The sequence below is a fragment of the Pseudoalteromonas sp. SG45-5 genome, assembly GCF_014164085.1.
In the GTDB taxonomy this organism is placed as follows: domain Bacteria; phylum Pseudomonadota; class Gammaproteobacteria; order Enterobacterales; family Alteromonadaceae; genus Pseudoalteromonas; species Pseudoalteromonas aliena.
On sequence record NZ_JACJEM010000014.1, the window covers coordinates 24,843 to 38,109 of the forward strand.

Sequence of the window (13,267 nt, forward strand, 5' to 3'; positions counted from 1 at the left end):
GATTAAAGTGAAGTGATTGGCTTATCGCCATCGAATAACTCAAAGATGCTATTTTCGTTTGTTGAATGGTTGGCTATTTGTAATAGCGCATTCGCAACGTTTTCTCGACTGATTTTAGCCTCATTTCGCTCACTGGGTTGTTGTGTGGTAATTTTTAGTGAAGCATCTTCGTCGGTGAGTGAGCCTGGGCGTACGATTGTATAATTTAAGCCACTATTTATTAAATGCTCATCAGCCATGTCTTTTGCCACTAAATAAGGTTTTAAATCGCTTTGGATTGCATCCGGGTTATCTGCACCAATTGAACTGACCATGATTAAGCGCTTAATGCCATATTGTTTTGCATAATTTACGGCTTTAGTTGCCGCCCATAAATCAATTAATAACGTTTTATCATCACCCGTACTACCACCTGAGCTTGCGGTAGGTATTACGATGACACTCATCTTAATTTTTGTACTTTTAAAAGTTAAAGACTACGTTTTAGTTAGTTCAAATAGTAGTTAGGGTGTTAGATTGCAATCGTAAGAAAGCGTCAAGTAAGTTTGATTGATACAAACCATTATCACTTTATTTCACGTTGTGTACGAAGTACATTTTTGTGTGGCGAAGATGACTTTACTGAACAATCTTACGAGCATCGCAGAGGTTAGCATATGCTGTTGTTTACTATGCTGCTGGATAAGCGTATATCGCGCTGCGTACGGCATAAAAAAGCGCTGCTATTATGCAACGCTTTTTAATTTTTAGAGGCCGTTTTTAGAGGGCTACTTTAATTTTGAGCTAAATAATCCAGCACGACTTGGTGATGATCTTTGGTCTTAAATTTATCAAACAAGTGTTTTATTTTACCGTCTTGGCCGACTAAAAAGGTAAGGCGGTGAATACCTTCGTATTCTTTTCCCATAAATTTTTTGTAACCCCATACCCCAAATGCTTCTGCAGTAGCGTGATCTTCATCGGCTAGCAAGTCAAAGTTAAGTTCTTTTTTTGTTTCAAAGTTTTTAAGACGTTTAACTGGATCTGGGCTAATACCTACAACACGGGTGTTAAATTTAGCAAGCTCAGCATGTTTATCGCGTAAGTTCTCGGCTTGTACAGTACAGCCAGGTGTAGAGGCTTTTGGATAAAAATAAACGAGAACTTGTTGCTCTTTTAAAATCGACGTTAAGCTAATTGATTCGTCGTTTTGGTTTTGCAAACTAAAAGCAGGGGCTGCGTCGCCAGCTTGTAATGGGCTGATTTTTTTCATGTTGGTATCCTTAACGAATTCGTTTAAAAATATAATCTACGTTTAATGTGTGCGAAAGGCTTTCAAAACTAACTTTAAATTGATCTATATCTACGTCAACAGGAATATTAAACTCAAGTTCACAACGCATTTTTGTATCAGTATTTTCATCATAGGTATCTGATTTTAATGAACAAATGCTAATGTGGTTGTCGGCAAAAAAACGCGTCACTTTGCTCAGAGTACCTGGCGTATCTATTCCTGTGTATTCTAAAGTGTACCCTGCGCAAAACTCACTAGGTGTGTGGCTTAATGTGCGCTTCATCATGGTAAGCAAGCCAAGCTCCATCGCTTTGGTGGGGAGCACGTGTTCAATACGGCTGATTGCTGACATATCGCCACTTAGCAGCATTATAAAGGTAAATTCGCAGCCTAAAATAGCAATACGGCTGTCAATTATATTGCAATGGCAATCACTTACTAATTGTGTAAGTTCGCTTACAATACCCGGCCTATCTTCGCCAATAGCAGTTAAAACAATTTGATGATTTGAAAATGCAGTCATGGGTAAAAATACCTAAGTTACTTGGATTATAACAACTGGGTTGGCAACAACATTAAATACACACAATAAGTTGCACGGCGGCGAAGTTTAACACAAAACCTTACCTAAACTACAACACCGACTAATTAAGCACTTTTAAAGTACGGTGTTTCTTGTTTTTACTGGCACAGGAAAGTACCATAGCTAAAATTTGTTTATTTGCACTTAGATTTTTCTAAGTTGAAGTGCTGAACTTTATTGCAATTAGACAGCCAAATAATAATGTAGAGTTAATATTGACTTTACACTGAACCAAATCGGCGTAACCCACTCATATTTTTGTTAAAACAATTAAAGGGTACGCTAAGGAGAATTATCTGTGCAGTATTGGATCCCAAAAGCACTTGCAGTAAGTGTATTGGTAAGTTTATCAGGGTGTAGTGTATTTACTAATAGTGCACATAGTGAGCGTAATTACCGCACACATGAGCCTGTGAAGGCACCCGCGTCATTATCTCAACCAGCCCAAGATCCGGTTTATAAAATGGAAGTAGGTCAATACGATAATAGCCCCGACGCAACTAATTATCGTCCGCCTGCTCAAGTACTTACCGTAGCTAAAGGCAGTTGGGTTGAAGAAACAGATAAAATAGCGCGTGTTTATTTTGATAAAAGCGATGGTATTGCTGATTTAGATGCGTTTATTTGGGACGCGATTAAATCAGTGCTAGCCAATAATGAGGCAGCGACCACCAAAGAAGATAAACTATTAGGCGTTATTGAAACTGATTGGTACGCAATAATTAAAACTGAGGAAAGCTGGCTTTGGGGCAGCGACAAAAATGCAGACCTAGAAAAATTCAGATTCACAATTGAAGAAAAGTCGCACCAACGAACTGCCTCTTTACGTGTTGAGCTTATTGATTTTAAAGGTGATAACGCACTTACTGATTTGCTAAAACAGCAATTAGAAGTACGTGCGCTCAATCAAGTAGTGAGTGAGTTTGACTATCGTTACCGTCAACTTGAAGTAGAAATGCGTAAACGCCAAGGTGTTATTTCACTTGAAATGGGCTTTGATAATAAAGGTAATGCAGCATTGGTTACTGAGCAGTCTTATGACGCTGTATTCGATCGCTTTTCTGGCTTTTTAGAGCGTTTATCTTTCACGATTGTTGAAATTAACCAAGAGACAGGTTTAATTACTGCCGATTATAGCGCACCAGAAACCAGCGTTTGGGATTCAATTTGGGGTGATGAAATTGCTCAGCTTCCTATTGATGAAGGTCAGTATCAAATTTTAGTAAGTAAAACTAAAGAAGGCGGTACAAGTTTAACGTGGATGGATGACAAGGGTGAAACGCTTGAGCCAGGCACGATGAATGGGCTGCAACAAGCACTAGAAGCCGCTCTCATTAAGCGTGGCATTAAAATTTAAATAATAATAAATTTAACAACAAAAAGGGCGTTAAGCTCTTTTTGTAGTTTTATAGGTTAACAATATGTCTCAATTACCTACCTCAACGCAGTACGATTGGCGTACTTGGTTTACTTTTTTAGTTCCTTCACTTGTTGGCGTTTTTTTGTTTATGACGCCAGTGCCCACTGGTGAAATAATGACAATACCTATCGCGGTAATGGCCAAAGCAATACAGTCTTATTTTTCAGACTCTGCAAAAATTATTATTACAATAACTATCTGTATAACGGGCGTACTGTCATTTATAACGAGTGTGTTTAAACCAAAAGTATTGTGTAACATATTCTTAATTAATCATTTATTTAATGTTAGTTGGATTTGGCTGGTAACGCGTCTTTTTGGTATGGCATTTGTTTTAATGACCACCTTACAAATTGGACCCCATGCTATTATTTCTGAAAATACAGGTGCACTTGTATTAAACGACTTGTTGCCCGTGTTATTTTCTGTGTTTATTCTTGCTGGTTTATTGTTACCACTACTGCTTAATTTTGGGTTACTAGAATTAATGGGCACCTTACTTACTAAAATAATGCGGCCTTTATTTGGCGTACCTGGACGAAGTGCAGTGAATTGCGTGGCATCTTGGTTAGGGGATGGCAGTGTTGGTATTTTAATGACTGCTCGTCAGTATGAAGATAAACATTACACACAACGTGAAGCAGCTATTATTGGAACCACTTTTTCAGCGGTATCCATTACATTTTGTTTAGTCGTTATTGGTCAAGTTAAGCTTGAATACTTGTTTGCTCCGTTTTATTTAACCGTATGTTTAGCGGGTGTAGTCGCTGCTATCATTGTTCCTCGTTTGCCGCCTCTGCGCTTCAAAAAAGATGTATTAATTGATGGTAGTGCACCTGATGCTAACGCAGAGTTAGTGCCGCAAGGTAAAACATTATTAGGGCACTCTTTAGATGTAGCATTGGCTAAAGCGCATAAAGCACCTGGTTTTATAGGTACGGTTAAAGAAGGTTTACATAATGCCTTTGATATGGTGTTTGCGGTATTGCCTGTGGTTATGGCTGTAGGTACATTTGCGTTAATTATTGCTGAATACACGCCTGTTTTTCAATATTTAGGTATGCCGTTCATTCCATTTTTAGAATTACTACAAGTGCCAGAAGCAGAGGCCGCAGCACAGACTATTATGGTTGGTTTTGCTGATATGTTTATTCCATCAATTTTAGCCGCAGGTACTATTGAAAGTGATGTTACACGGTTTATAATTGCAGCGATGAGTGTAACGCAGCTAATTTATATGTCTGAAGTAGGGGCGCTTTTATTAGGCAGTAAAATACCTGTGAATATACTCGAATTGTTTGTGATATTTATTTTAAGAACATTAATCACGCTACCTATTATCGCTTTAATGGCGCATTGGTTAGTCGGTTAAATAATCTTATATTTAGTACACATTAAAAAGCCCTGATTGATCAGGGTTTTTTTGTGTCTGTTGTATTTTTAATATCGGCGTCGGGCTTTTTGAACTCCACTCTTGCAGAGTACTTAACTAGCGCGATATTACCAATAATAATTGTAAAAACAACGGCGACGATAGCAACAATATGCCAAGTTTGCATAACAATACCACTTAATTTATAACAGATTTAAGTGTGACCGCTTTACGCTATAACAGCAATTAAATTACTTGAAACACAATCAATAACTTTAAAAACGTCTAGTAACCGAAAGCGTTAAAAAGTTAAGCCCTGGGTTTGGTTCTTTAAAGCCTGCGTTAGAGTAATGTATTACTCTAAGTGCTACGTTGGTATGACCAAAGTTGGCAACAAGGCCGATGCGATCTTCAAATTGGTAATGTGTACTAATATTTTCACCTGCAAATTTGGTTTCATCAATCAGCGCAACACCAATGCCTGCTTCAATGTAAAACGGGGTGTTATTAAAACTAAAAGCAGGGAATTGCAGTACAGGTGACATTGCAAGTACTAGGTTTGATTGTGTTTCATCGCCGTGACGGTATTCCCACATGTTTACGCTGGTTTCAAAATAAAAGCGTGCATAGCCAATGAGATTTTGCATATTCGGCGCATGATATTGATACGCTAATTTTATGCCATTTACGTTGCCCTCGCCTTTGAGAAAATCAACGGCATAGCCATGATCTGATTGAGCAAAAGTATGTTTACCAAATAGTGAAACTACTAATAAAAAAGAGATAATAAGTGTTTTAAGTGACGTTTTCATAAAGACTAATTTAGTTGGATTCAAAATAATAACTAAATGATAAGGGCGGGGTATTAACTATTTCAATGAGGACAAAATGCCGGTTGTTTATCTGTTGTTAATAGACTTTGCTAACTAGTTGAATTACATTTAGTTATTTTATTGGTGCAAATTGAGCATTAATAAGTTGCTTATTTATGCCTTTTTTGATGCGTATACTTCGCGTAAATTACAGCAATATTAATCATACAGACAATTTATTATGAAATTCATTAAGCTATTATTGGTTGTAACTGCATTTTTGAGCAGTTCGCTTTTTGCACAAACACAACAATCTCCTGACAGACTTTTGGAATCAGTTGCAGATACATTATTTGCTGACATTGCTAAAGTAAATAGCAAAGGGAATGCAAGTAAAGAGGCAATGTCTGAAATAGTCGAGAAACGTTTAATGCCACATATCGACGTAAAATTTGTGTCATTTAAATTATTAGGTAAACATATTAAAGGAATTGAGCGCGAGCAAGCTGTTCAGTTTATTGATGCGGTAGAGCATTATTTAAAAGGTACCTATGCAAGCGCATTAATGAAATACACGGGCCAAAAAGTTGTATTCGAACGTAACAATACAAAAAGCGATTCTGAGTACGCAACCGTTAATACACAAATTATTGAACCAAATGCACCAACAATCGACTTGAGCTTTAAGTTACGATTAGGTAAAAATAATGAGTGGAAAGTATACGATATTGTTGCTGAGGGTATTTCGTTACTCAGTGCTAAGCAAAAAGAGATTATTCAGCGTATTTCGGACGTAGGTTTAGAGCAAGTTACCAGCGAGCTGAAAAAGAAATAAAATAGTTGTCTGGCTCTGATTAAGTCCTACTCCAACCAAAAAACAGCCAATTTCCTATGGACTTGGCTGTTTTTATATTCTTCAGTGAAGTAATCCAAAGGATTGTAGTTATTCATCAATTTTGCGCTAGTAGCTAAACAAAGGTGTGCTAGAATATTGCCTCTTTGATTAAGCGTGGTGTCAGCTAAAAGCTGCTATAACTGACTGTCTACCCAAGTACACTGGAGTTGTGTTGTTTTAATGGAAAACGTACTAATTTGGCCAAAGGAATACCCATTACTTATTAAAGGGCTTGTAGAGCAAAATGGTGCCTTTATTTTAGATGCTTTGGAAGCTTGGCCCGCGTGTCGTTCTACTGATGAAGACGATGGTGTGTGCACTACCGTTTTGCCGCCTATTTATTATTTGGCATGGTTAACGCCATTAGAGCCTTTTGAAGAATGTTTTTTTCAGCATATTTCTGAATATGACGAAGATGCACAAGCATATATCAATGCGGTTAAAACCCATTATTACGATAATGAATATACTCCTGAAAGTCTTGTGCTTCTGTTGTGTCAACGGCTTGAAAAGTACGCAAGCGTTGCGGCGCAAAATGCCATAACCACACCTGTTTCATTACTCAGCTTATTTTTTAGTAAGCGCTACTTTACACTGATAGAGCATGCTTTAACTAATGACAGTAAAATGTCGGCCGTTGATACATTAGCACTTTGGAAAGAACTAGATTTTAGAGAGCGATTAAGTTCATTTATTCCAGCATCCATTGCAGATCTAGATAAGTTATCTGAACTTGCCAGTGACAAAGTAGCCAACGGTAAAGATTATTTTACGTTACTGACTCAAGTCTCTCCAGACGTTGACTCTGTCGTCTTACTTGAAAAAGCGTTGTTGACTCATTTACGTAAAAAAACAGCGAAGCAAACTATGGCTATGCGCTTTATAGAGCAAGGAGCCACAGGCACTTTGGCCGATGAGAACAATAAAACCGCTTTTATGTGGGCTGCCGAAAGAGGCTTTGTGAATGTAGTTGAAACACTGCTTTCAAAACAAGACAAGAAAGCCACGGATAGCTTAAGTAACACTGGACTACATTACGCTGTTCATTCTAAAAATGAATCGTTAATGGTGCTGTTAATTAAAGCAGGTTACGACTTTAGAGCCCGCAACAAAGAAGGTTTAAGCTGTTATCGATTAGCGGTAAGTCTTAAAGCACAAAATTTAGTTAAATGTTTAGAACGTGATTTTGGAATAAAAGAGTTATCACCTGATGGGCAGTTTGACCGCATAAAAAAAGTACATGCTTTGCATGCCATTGTTACGTTACTTTTTCCATTGCAGTTATTTTTCTTTTTTGACGATACACTTACTGTAAAAAGTGAATTAACACTGGGTTTAACCATGATCACTGTGGTGTGTTTTTTCTTTGCCATGAGTCTAAAGCGCTGTGCACTTTATCCACACATAAAGCACCCTTGGGGCTTATTTGTGTTGAGAGGGTTTTCGTTAGTTAGCTTAATAGCTCAGTTAGGCTTGGCAGGTATTGTTATGCTCACGGCTTTGAGTGATTTAGTTTAATTTATACCAAGCTGCATAAATTTTTGATCAATTTAACGAATTAAATTGTACTATAACGTCGTTAAAAATTTTTTATTTAAAACAACTAGATATAAAAATTTTCGCCTAGTTCTAGCGTAATTTTCTTAACGTTAAATAGACCCCACATATAAGCAGATTGGTATTAGATTACTTTTTAAAACAGAGTCATCTTAGTGAGTTGGTACAATAAAAAACACGCTTAAATTAATGTAAGCGTGCTTTTTATTTTTAGTTCAGTATAAAGAGCCGGTCTAACTTAATGAGTATTATGCTCATTTGCCGCTTTTTCTTCAGCAAGTTCTTCTTTAAGTTTACGAATTTTCAAACCTAGCTCTTGTCCGCGATGTCTAGCGTAATACGTACAGCCAATAAACATAGCAGATGCAAATACCAGTTCCAATAAAACCCATATTAGCTCATCAGGAGCAACCCAGAGCATGGTAAGTCCATGAATAAAATACAGCATGACAATAAAGTTTGCCCAAGCATACGTGTATGTATTGTCTTTAATTATTCCTCTAAGAGGCAACAATAGCGGAATAATAGGCAAAAGCAGAGATATTAAGTCGACTGGGCCTTCTTGAGGGGGGACAACATACATCCACAGTGGCATTAAAATAAACAGTCCGATATAGCCAACTATCGCAGTGCGTTGAAATTTAATTGTAATGGGCTTTTTAGCTGGGTTTTGGGCTGTATTCATTGAAGTTTTCTCGCAATTTTTGTGAGGCGCTTACCTACGCTTTGGCATATTTTAATTTCGTCTTTGCTTAGCTGAGCGCAGTTACTGCTTCCAGCAACATGACTCGCACCGTAGGGCGTGCCGCCTGTTTGCGTGGCTAGCAGCTCAGGGACATCGTAAGGCACCCCAAGTAACATCATGCCGTGATGCAGTAATGGCAGCGATAGATTAAGTAAAGTGGCTTCATTCCCGCCATGCATACTGCTTGATGATGAAAATACACAGCCGGGTTTATCTATTAATTGACCTTTTAGCCATAGATCACTGGTGGTTTCCCAAAACGCTTTTGCTTGGGAGGCCATCATGCCAAATCGTGTTGGTGTACCAAAGGCAAGCCCATCGCAGTTTATCAAGTCTTCTTTGGAGATCACTATATCATGCGCGTTTTTAGCCACAAACGTACGCAGCAAGGCGGTAGCGCCTTGTTGCTCTATCGACTCAGCTATTTCATGAGCCATGGCTTCAACGGAGCCATGGCTTGAGTGATAAAGTACCACTATGGTTGTACTCATTATAAAACGCTTAGTACGTTTTCTGGCGGGCGTCCAATTGCTGCTTTATTATTATTGACGACAATAGGGCGTTCAATAAGCTTTGGATTTTGCACCATTGCATTAATTAGTGCGTTTTCACTTGTTTCATCTTTTAAATTAAGTGATTTGTAATCATCTTCTTTGGTGCGCATTAAATCACGGGCTGATGAAAAACCAAGCTGACTAATAAGTGTTGTTATTTGTTGATGAGTTAATGGTGTTTTTAAATATTCGACAATTGTCGGCTCAATAGAATTATTTTGTAATAAAGCAAGCGTTTCACGTGATTTAGAGCAACGCGAATTATGATAAAGAGTAACAGACATAAAATGTATCCAAAGTGTGAGTTGCGTCTATTTTAGGGCAAGTGCTTACAGACTTAAAGTCTTGCAAGCTCTTTTTGTAAACGACGGTATTGGGTAAGTAATGCTTTTAATCGTTGCTGTTTTATAAGCTCTGTAGGCTCTACGAAGTTAAGTGCCTTTTGGATTTCATCAGCAGCTTTTAAGTATGCCCCATATTGCGATAAAACATCGGCATTCGCCTCATGATACGCCGCGAGTTTATCTTGTTTTTGATAAGCATCGGCAAGTAGCTGCTTTCCTAAGCTGTGCTCTGGCTTTTCAAGTAAAAAACTTTTAAGTATATTTTCTGCCAGCTCATATTGTTCTGCCTCAAGTGCTGCATTGGCATAGTTAAGTGTAATAACTTGATTGTTAGGGCGATATTTGTTGCGTTCGGCTAAAAATGTAACCGCTTCAGCCGCGTTTTTTTGAGCGATAAATAAATCGGTTTTAGTATCGATATAAAAAAGGTTTTTAGGGTCGTTTTTTAATAACTTATCTAAAATAGGCTGTGCTTCATCTAATTTATCTTGATCCACTAGGCTAATAGCTAAACCGTATTCTAGTGCAACGCTATGGTAACTCTCTTCACGCATTAATTTTCTAAATAAGGATTCAGCATCTTCTGGTTTGTTATCGTAACGGGCAATCACTCGACTTTTGGCTAAATCAAAATCGAGGCTGGCAGGTAAGCGACGCATAGGAAATTGTTCTGCACGTAAGCGTACATCAGATACACGACTCTCTGGTAGTGGGTGAGTTAGCAAAAAAGCAGGTGGCTTATACTTGTATCGAATTTGCGCAGCTAGTTTGGTTAAAAATTCACTGGATGCACGCGCATCAAAACCTGCATTATTAAGTGTTTGCATACCGATACGGTCTGCTTCTTGCTCAGCCGAGCGGCTATGTGTTAATTGGCTAAAAGCAGATTGCGTTTGACTTGCTGAAATAATAGCAATGCCTGCATCGGGTGCCACAACAGTTGCTAATATACCAGCAATCATACCCGCAATCGTCAATGCGCTATTATCCTGTTGTTGTTGAATTCTACGGGCTAGGTGGCGCTGGGTTACATGGGCAATTTCGTGACCAAGGACCGAAGCGAACTGACTTTCGTTATCAGCTTGCGCAATTAAACCCGTATGAACGCCGACGTGCCCGCCGTAAAACGCAAATGCGTTTATTTCAGTATTATTTATCCAAAAAAACGAAAACGGAAACCGGACATCATTCGCGTTAGCAATAAGCTTACGACCAATCGTTGTTAAGTATTCATCAAGCACAGGGTCGTTAATGACAGGAGAAGAGCCACGTATTTGCATCATCATCACTTCGCCAATAGCACGCTCTTTTTCGAGCGGAAGAGCTTGTAATGCAGATGTGCCTAAATCAGGAAGCGTGAAATTAGTTTGTGCTTTTAAAGGCTCACTAACTAATAAGCTAAATGTGATCACGGCACTGCATAGCGCGGTAAAGGCTGATTTTAGTTGCATTTTATTCCTTATTAACCGATTTACTAAGGGCATTTGTACTTATTTTATCGTCATTTTCATGACTGTCTTTTTCATAAGATTGGTATAGTTCTTTTATTGTGACACCATCGAGCTTTACAACGTTCAATTCGCGTTGTAAAAAAGCAATAATTCTATTTACTACTTTATGAGCATGTAAAATAAGCGCTTTATCGGCTTTATCGCCGGTTTTAAAATAAAAGCCAATAAATGTATGCAGCTGGTTTATGCGGATCAAGTTTTTCATTACAAGCGGGTCCCATTCTTTAAAATCTATAAAGTTGCTTCCCCTTATATAGTGATCCGTTATTTCTTCTGTGGAATAAGGCTGAGCCCACAGTTCAAACCCTCTGTCAGTGAAAACGCGGTGAAGGTTTATACGAGGTTTACTTTGGTTATGCATGTCACCAGGGTTGACTTCCTGACCATCGACTAAGTCTGTATTCCAATTACGTTTATCAAGTAATCTTTTAACCGCATTATCAAACCCATGCTCTAAAATACCCTCGGATTCGCTAATTGATGACGCAACGAGATGGTAAAACGGTGCGAGATCCCCCCAATTAATTTGTTTTTTAAAAAAATTAATGTCTTTGAGTGTTGGATTACTTGGAAGGTGCGCTTTATTATGAGGGCTGGGCATTAATCGGTCCTTACAGCTAACTATGGTATAAGGATAAACCATTGCGGTGGTTGTTTTAAGAAAAAGTTACATTTGTTCGCATCTTATACCAATTCGGCACAAGTATTTAAACAATTTAATGTATTAAATCACTCCATCACGTCGATAAAGTTTTTTATTTTAGAACAACTAGATATAATTTTTTATCGTTAAATTGATGCCATATTTAAGCAAATTAGTATTATACGTTATTAGAGTGAGGTTATACCGCTTATTATTCATTTAACACATTGGAAATGTGGGTATGTTGAAAGAAAATTTACGCATTTACAAATGCCCTCAACAATTTATTCAGTTTAAATTAGGGTTACGTAAAGCATCATCGTTAAAACAAAGTATTATTTTTAGTTTAAATAATAATGAAGACATAAATGATATAGAACGATTTTTGAAAAAGAATTCTTATCGTTATAATTTAAATAAACAACACGGGTTGTTATTAGTGGAGCCATTACATGTTTGAATATGTAAAAACATGGTACGAAAGGAAGTTCTCGGATCCTCATTCGGTTACCTTATTATTTTTGTTATTGGCCTCTGTTGCCTTGTTGTATTTTTTTGGCTCGTTAATTGTTCCAGTGTTGGTGGCTTTGGTTATTGCTTATTTACTTGATTGGCCCGTTGTACATCTAGAACGTTTTGGTTTAAAACGATTTACAGCAACTGTCATTGTGATGCTAATATTTACCGGCATTATGCTCACGCTTATTTTGGTTATTGGCCCTGTGCTTTGGAAGCAAACGAGTAACTTGGTGCAAGAAACGCCTCATATGGTTGAGCAGGGTAAGTCTTATTTAATGGCTTTACCCGAGCAATACCCACGTTTAATTAATCTTGAACAAGTACAAGCAATTGTTGCAACGGTTGAGACTAAAGTTATTGATTTTGGTCAAGTTTTGCTGTCGTTTTCGTTAACGTCTTTAAAAGATGTCGTAGCTTGGCTGATTTATTTAGTGCTTGTGCCACTACTTGTGTTTTTTATGCTCAAAGATAAGTTAGAACTGACAGGAAGCGTAGCTAAATTGATCCCTCAACAGCGACGTTTGATTTTACAAGTATGGAATGAAATGAACCAACAAATCATGAATTATATTCGTGGTAAAGTGTTTGAAATTTTGATTGTAGGCGGTATTTCATTTATTGCGTTTACGGTCTTAGATTTACGTTATGCGGCGTTACTTGGTGTACTTGTTGGCTTTTCGGTGTTGATCCCGTTCGTAGGGGCGGCGCTTGTGACTATTCCTGTTGCAGCTGTGGCTTTATTTCAATTTGGATTAGAAACCCAGTTTTGGACTATTTTAATTATTTACGGAATTATTCAGGCGTTAGACGGTAACGTGCTTGTCCCATTACTTTTTTCTGAAGCGGTTGATTTAAATCCCGTGTTTATAATTGTAGCGGTGCTATTTTTTGGTGGGTTATGGGGCTTTTGGGGAGTGTTCTTTGCAATCCCTCTGGCTTCGTTAGTAAAAGCGCTAATAACAGCTTGGTCATCAACCCATGAAGAGCTCACTAAAGAGCTCGCATAATGGATTTTTAGTATAAAAAAGAATAGTAAACG

General features: G+C 37.9%; 15 protein-coding genes and 2 pseudogenes. 7 read left to right on the forward strand and 10 right to left on the reverse strand.

Annotated features, from left to right (window positions below):
* Positions 1-2: 2 nt before the first annotated feature.
* Positions 3-434, reverse strand: a pseudogene (locus H5119_RS06205) (NAD(P)H-binding protein); the annotation flags it as partial.
* Between the two features lie 81 nt (positions 435-515).
* Between H5119_RS06205 and H5119_RS20685 the strand changes: the two are divergent.
* Positions 516-650: pseudogene (locus H5119_RS20685) on the forward strand (transposase); the annotation flags it as partial.
* 122 nt (positions 651-772) lie between these two features.
* On the opposite strand, the gene bcp reads toward H5119_RS20685, so the two are convergent.
* Together bcp and H5119_RS06215 are read right to left on the reverse strand one after the other, a co-directional pair.
* Positions 773-1,252: a thioredoxin-dependent thiol peroxidase gene (gene bcp, locus H5119_RS06210; protein WP_182701611.1), complete on the reverse strand. Its 480-nt coding sequence runs from the start codon at positions 1,250-1,252 to the stop codon at positions 773-775.
* A gap of 10 nt (positions 1,253-1,262) precedes the next feature.
* Positions 1,263-1,796, reverse strand: a complete 534-nt coding sequence (locus H5119_RS06215) for a glycine cleavage system protein R (protein WP_182701612.1) — start codon at positions 1,794-1,796, stop codon at positions 1,263-1,265.
* Positions 1,797-2,154: 358 nt separating this feature from the next.
* Between H5119_RS06215 and bamC the strand changes: the two genes are divergently transcribed.
* Together bamC and H5119_RS06225 are read left to right on the forward strand one after the other, a co-directional pair.
* Positions 2,155-3,213, forward strand: coding sequence for an outer membrane protein assembly factor BamC (bamC, locus tag H5119_RS06220; protein ID WP_182701613.1), 1,059 nt, complete (start codon positions 2,155-2,157; stop codon positions 3,211-3,213).
* 64 nt (positions 3,214-3,277) lie between these two features.
* Positions 3,278-4,648 carry a YjiH family protein gene (locus tag H5119_RS06225; protein WP_182701614.1) on the forward strand — a complete coding sequence of 457 codons (1,371 nt, stop codon included), beginning with the start codon at positions 3,278-3,280 and terminating at the stop codon, positions 4,646-4,648.
* Positions 4,649-4,688: 40 nt separating this feature from the next.
* Here the strand turns inward: H5119_RS06225 and H5119_RS06230 are convergent, their stop codons facing one another.
* Positions 4,689-4,835, reverse strand: a complete 147-nt coding sequence (locus H5119_RS06230) for a DUF2897 family protein (protein WP_182701615.1) — start codon at positions 4,833-4,835, stop codon at positions 4,689-4,691.
* 88 nt (positions 4,836-4,923) lie between these two features.
* Positions 4,924-5,460, reverse strand: a complete 537-nt coding sequence (locus tag H5119_RS06235; RefSeq protein ID WP_182701616.1) for an acyloxyacyl hydrolase — start codon at positions 5,458-5,460, stop codon at positions 4,924-4,926.
* A 241-nt stretch (positions 5,461-5,701) separates the two neighbouring features.
* Here H5119_RS06235 and H5119_RS06240 point away from each other — a divergent pair, with 241 nt between their 5' ends.
* Both H5119_RS06240 and H5119_RS06245 read left to right on the forward strand, forming a co-directional pair.
* Complete coding sequence (locus tag H5119_RS06240) at positions 5,702-6,295, forward strand: phospholipid-binding protein MlaC (protein ID WP_182701617.1); 594 nt, start codon at positions 5,702-5,704, stop codon at positions 6,293-6,295.
* Between the two features lie 240 nt (positions 6,296-6,535).
* Positions 6,536-7,873, forward strand: coding sequence for an ankyrin repeat domain-containing protein (locus tag H5119_RS06245; RefSeq protein ID WP_077537614.1), 1,338 nt, complete (start codon positions 6,536-6,538; stop codon positions 7,871-7,873).
* Positions 7,874-8,150: 277 nt separating this feature from the next.
* Here the strand turns inward: H5119_RS06245 and H5119_RS06250 are convergent, their stop codons facing one another.
* From H5119_RS06250 to H5119_RS06270, 5 genes are read right to left on the reverse strand one after another with little or no spacing between them, the layout of a single operon-like run.
* A complete protein-coding gene (locus H5119_RS06250) occupies positions 8,151-8,597 on the reverse strand; it encodes a DUF2069 domain-containing protein (protein ID WP_138584994.1) in 447 nt (148 codons plus the stop codon).
* On the reverse strand, positions 8,594-9,148 hold the full coding sequence (gene wrbA / locus H5119_RS06255) for an NAD(P)H:quinone oxidoreductase (RefSeq protein WP_077537616.1): 555 nt from the start codon (positions 9,146-9,148) through the stop codon (positions 8,594-8,596). Before wrbA ends, H5119_RS06250 begins: the two co-directional genes overlap by 4 nt.
* Positions 9,148-9,495, reverse strand: a complete 348-nt coding sequence (gene arsC, locus H5119_RS06260) for an arsenate reductase (glutaredoxin) (RefSeq protein ID WP_077537617.1) — start codon at positions 9,493-9,495, stop codon at positions 9,148-9,150. The genes wrbA and arsC overlap by 1 nt, the downstream gene beginning before the upstream one ends.
* A 53-nt stretch (positions 9,496-9,548) precedes the next feature.
* Positions 9,549-11,006 carry a M48 family metalloprotease gene (locus tag H5119_RS06265; protein WP_182701618.1) on the reverse strand — a complete coding sequence of 486 codons (1,458 nt, stop codon included), beginning with the start codon at positions 11,004-11,006 and terminating at the stop codon, positions 9,549-9,551.
* 1 nt (position 11,007) lies between these two features.
* Positions 11,008-11,667: a hypothetical protein gene (locus tag H5119_RS06270; RefSeq protein ID WP_077537619.1), complete on the reverse strand. Its 660-nt coding sequence runs from the start codon at positions 11,665-11,667 to the stop codon at positions 11,008-11,010.
* A 283-nt stretch (positions 11,668-11,950) separates the two neighbouring features.
* Between H5119_RS06270 and H5119_RS06275 the strand changes: the two genes are divergently transcribed.
* Both H5119_RS06275 and H5119_RS06280 read left to right on the forward strand, forming a co-directional pair.
* Positions 11,951-12,169 (forward strand): hypothetical protein, encoded by a 219-nt coding sequence (locus tag H5119_RS06275; RefSeq protein ID WP_077537620.1) that lies wholly within the window; start codon positions 11,951-11,953, stop codon positions 12,167-12,169.
* Positions 12,162-13,235, forward strand: coding sequence for an AI-2E family transporter (locus tag H5119_RS06280; RefSeq protein WP_182701619.1), 1,074 nt, complete (start codon positions 12,162-12,164; stop codon positions 13,233-13,235). The genes H5119_RS06275 and H5119_RS06280 overlap by 8 nt, the downstream gene beginning before the upstream one ends.
* Positions 13,236-13,267 lie beyond the last annotated feature (32 nt).

What these genes read in the sequence shown, in the direction of transcription:
- wrbA (WP_077537616.1), bottom strand. Translation starts at nt 9,148, where the DNA reads ATGAGTACAACCATAGTGGTACTTTATCACTCAAGCCATGGCTCCGTT.
- H5119_RS06245 (WP_077537614.1), top strand. Translation starts at nt 6,536, where the DNA reads ATGGAAAACGTACTAATTTGGCCAAAGGAATACCCATTACTTATTAAA.
- arsC (WP_077537617.1), bottom strand. Translation starts at nt 9,495, where the DNA reads ATGTCTGTTACTCTTTATCATAATTCGCGTTGCTCTAAATCACGTGAA.
- H5119_RS06235 (WP_182701616.1), bottom strand. Translation starts at nt 5,460, where the DNA reads ATGAAAACGTCACTTAAAACACTTATTATCTCTTTTTTATTAGTAGTT.
- bcp (WP_182701611.1), bottom strand. Translation starts at nt 1,252, where the DNA reads ATGAAAAAAATCAGCCCATTACAAGCTGGCGACGCAGCCCCTGCTTTT.
- H5119_RS06225 (WP_182701614.1), top strand. Translation starts at nt 3,278, where the DNA reads ATGTCTCAATTACCTACCTCAACGCAGTACGATTGGCGTACTTGGTTT.
- H5119_RS06270 (WP_077537619.1), bottom strand. Translation starts at nt 11,667, where the DNA reads ATGCCCAGCCCTCATAATAAAGCGCACCTTCCAAGTAATCCAACACTC.
- H5119_RS06230 (WP_182701615.1), bottom strand. Translation starts at nt 4,835, where the DNA reads ATGCAAACTTGGCATATTGTTGCTATCGTCGCCGTTGTTTTTACAATT.
- H5119_RS06215 (WP_182701612.1), bottom strand. Translation starts at nt 1,796, where the DNA reads ATGACTGCATTTTCAAATCATCAAATTGTTTTAACTGCTATTGGCGAA.
- H5119_RS06280 (WP_182701619.1), top strand. Translation starts at nt 12,162, where the DNA reads ATGTTTGAATATGTAAAAACATGGTACGAAAGGAAGTTCTCGGATCCT.
- H5119_RS06240 (WP_182701617.1), top strand. Translation starts at nt 5,702, where the DNA reads ATGAAATTCATTAAGCTATTATTGGTTGTAACTGCATTTTTGAGCAGT.
- H5119_RS06275 (WP_077537620.1), top strand. Translation starts at nt 11,951, where the DNA reads ATGTTGAAAGAAAATTTACGCATTTACAAATGCCCTCAACAATTTATT.
- H5119_RS06250 (WP_138584994.1), bottom strand. Translation starts at nt 8,597, where the DNA reads ATGAATACAGCCCAAAACCCAGCTAAAAAGCCCATTACAATTAAATTT.
- H5119_RS06265 (WP_182701618.1), bottom strand. Translation starts at nt 11,006, where the DNA reads ATGCAACTAAAATCAGCCTTTACCGCGCTATGCAGTGCCGTGATCACA.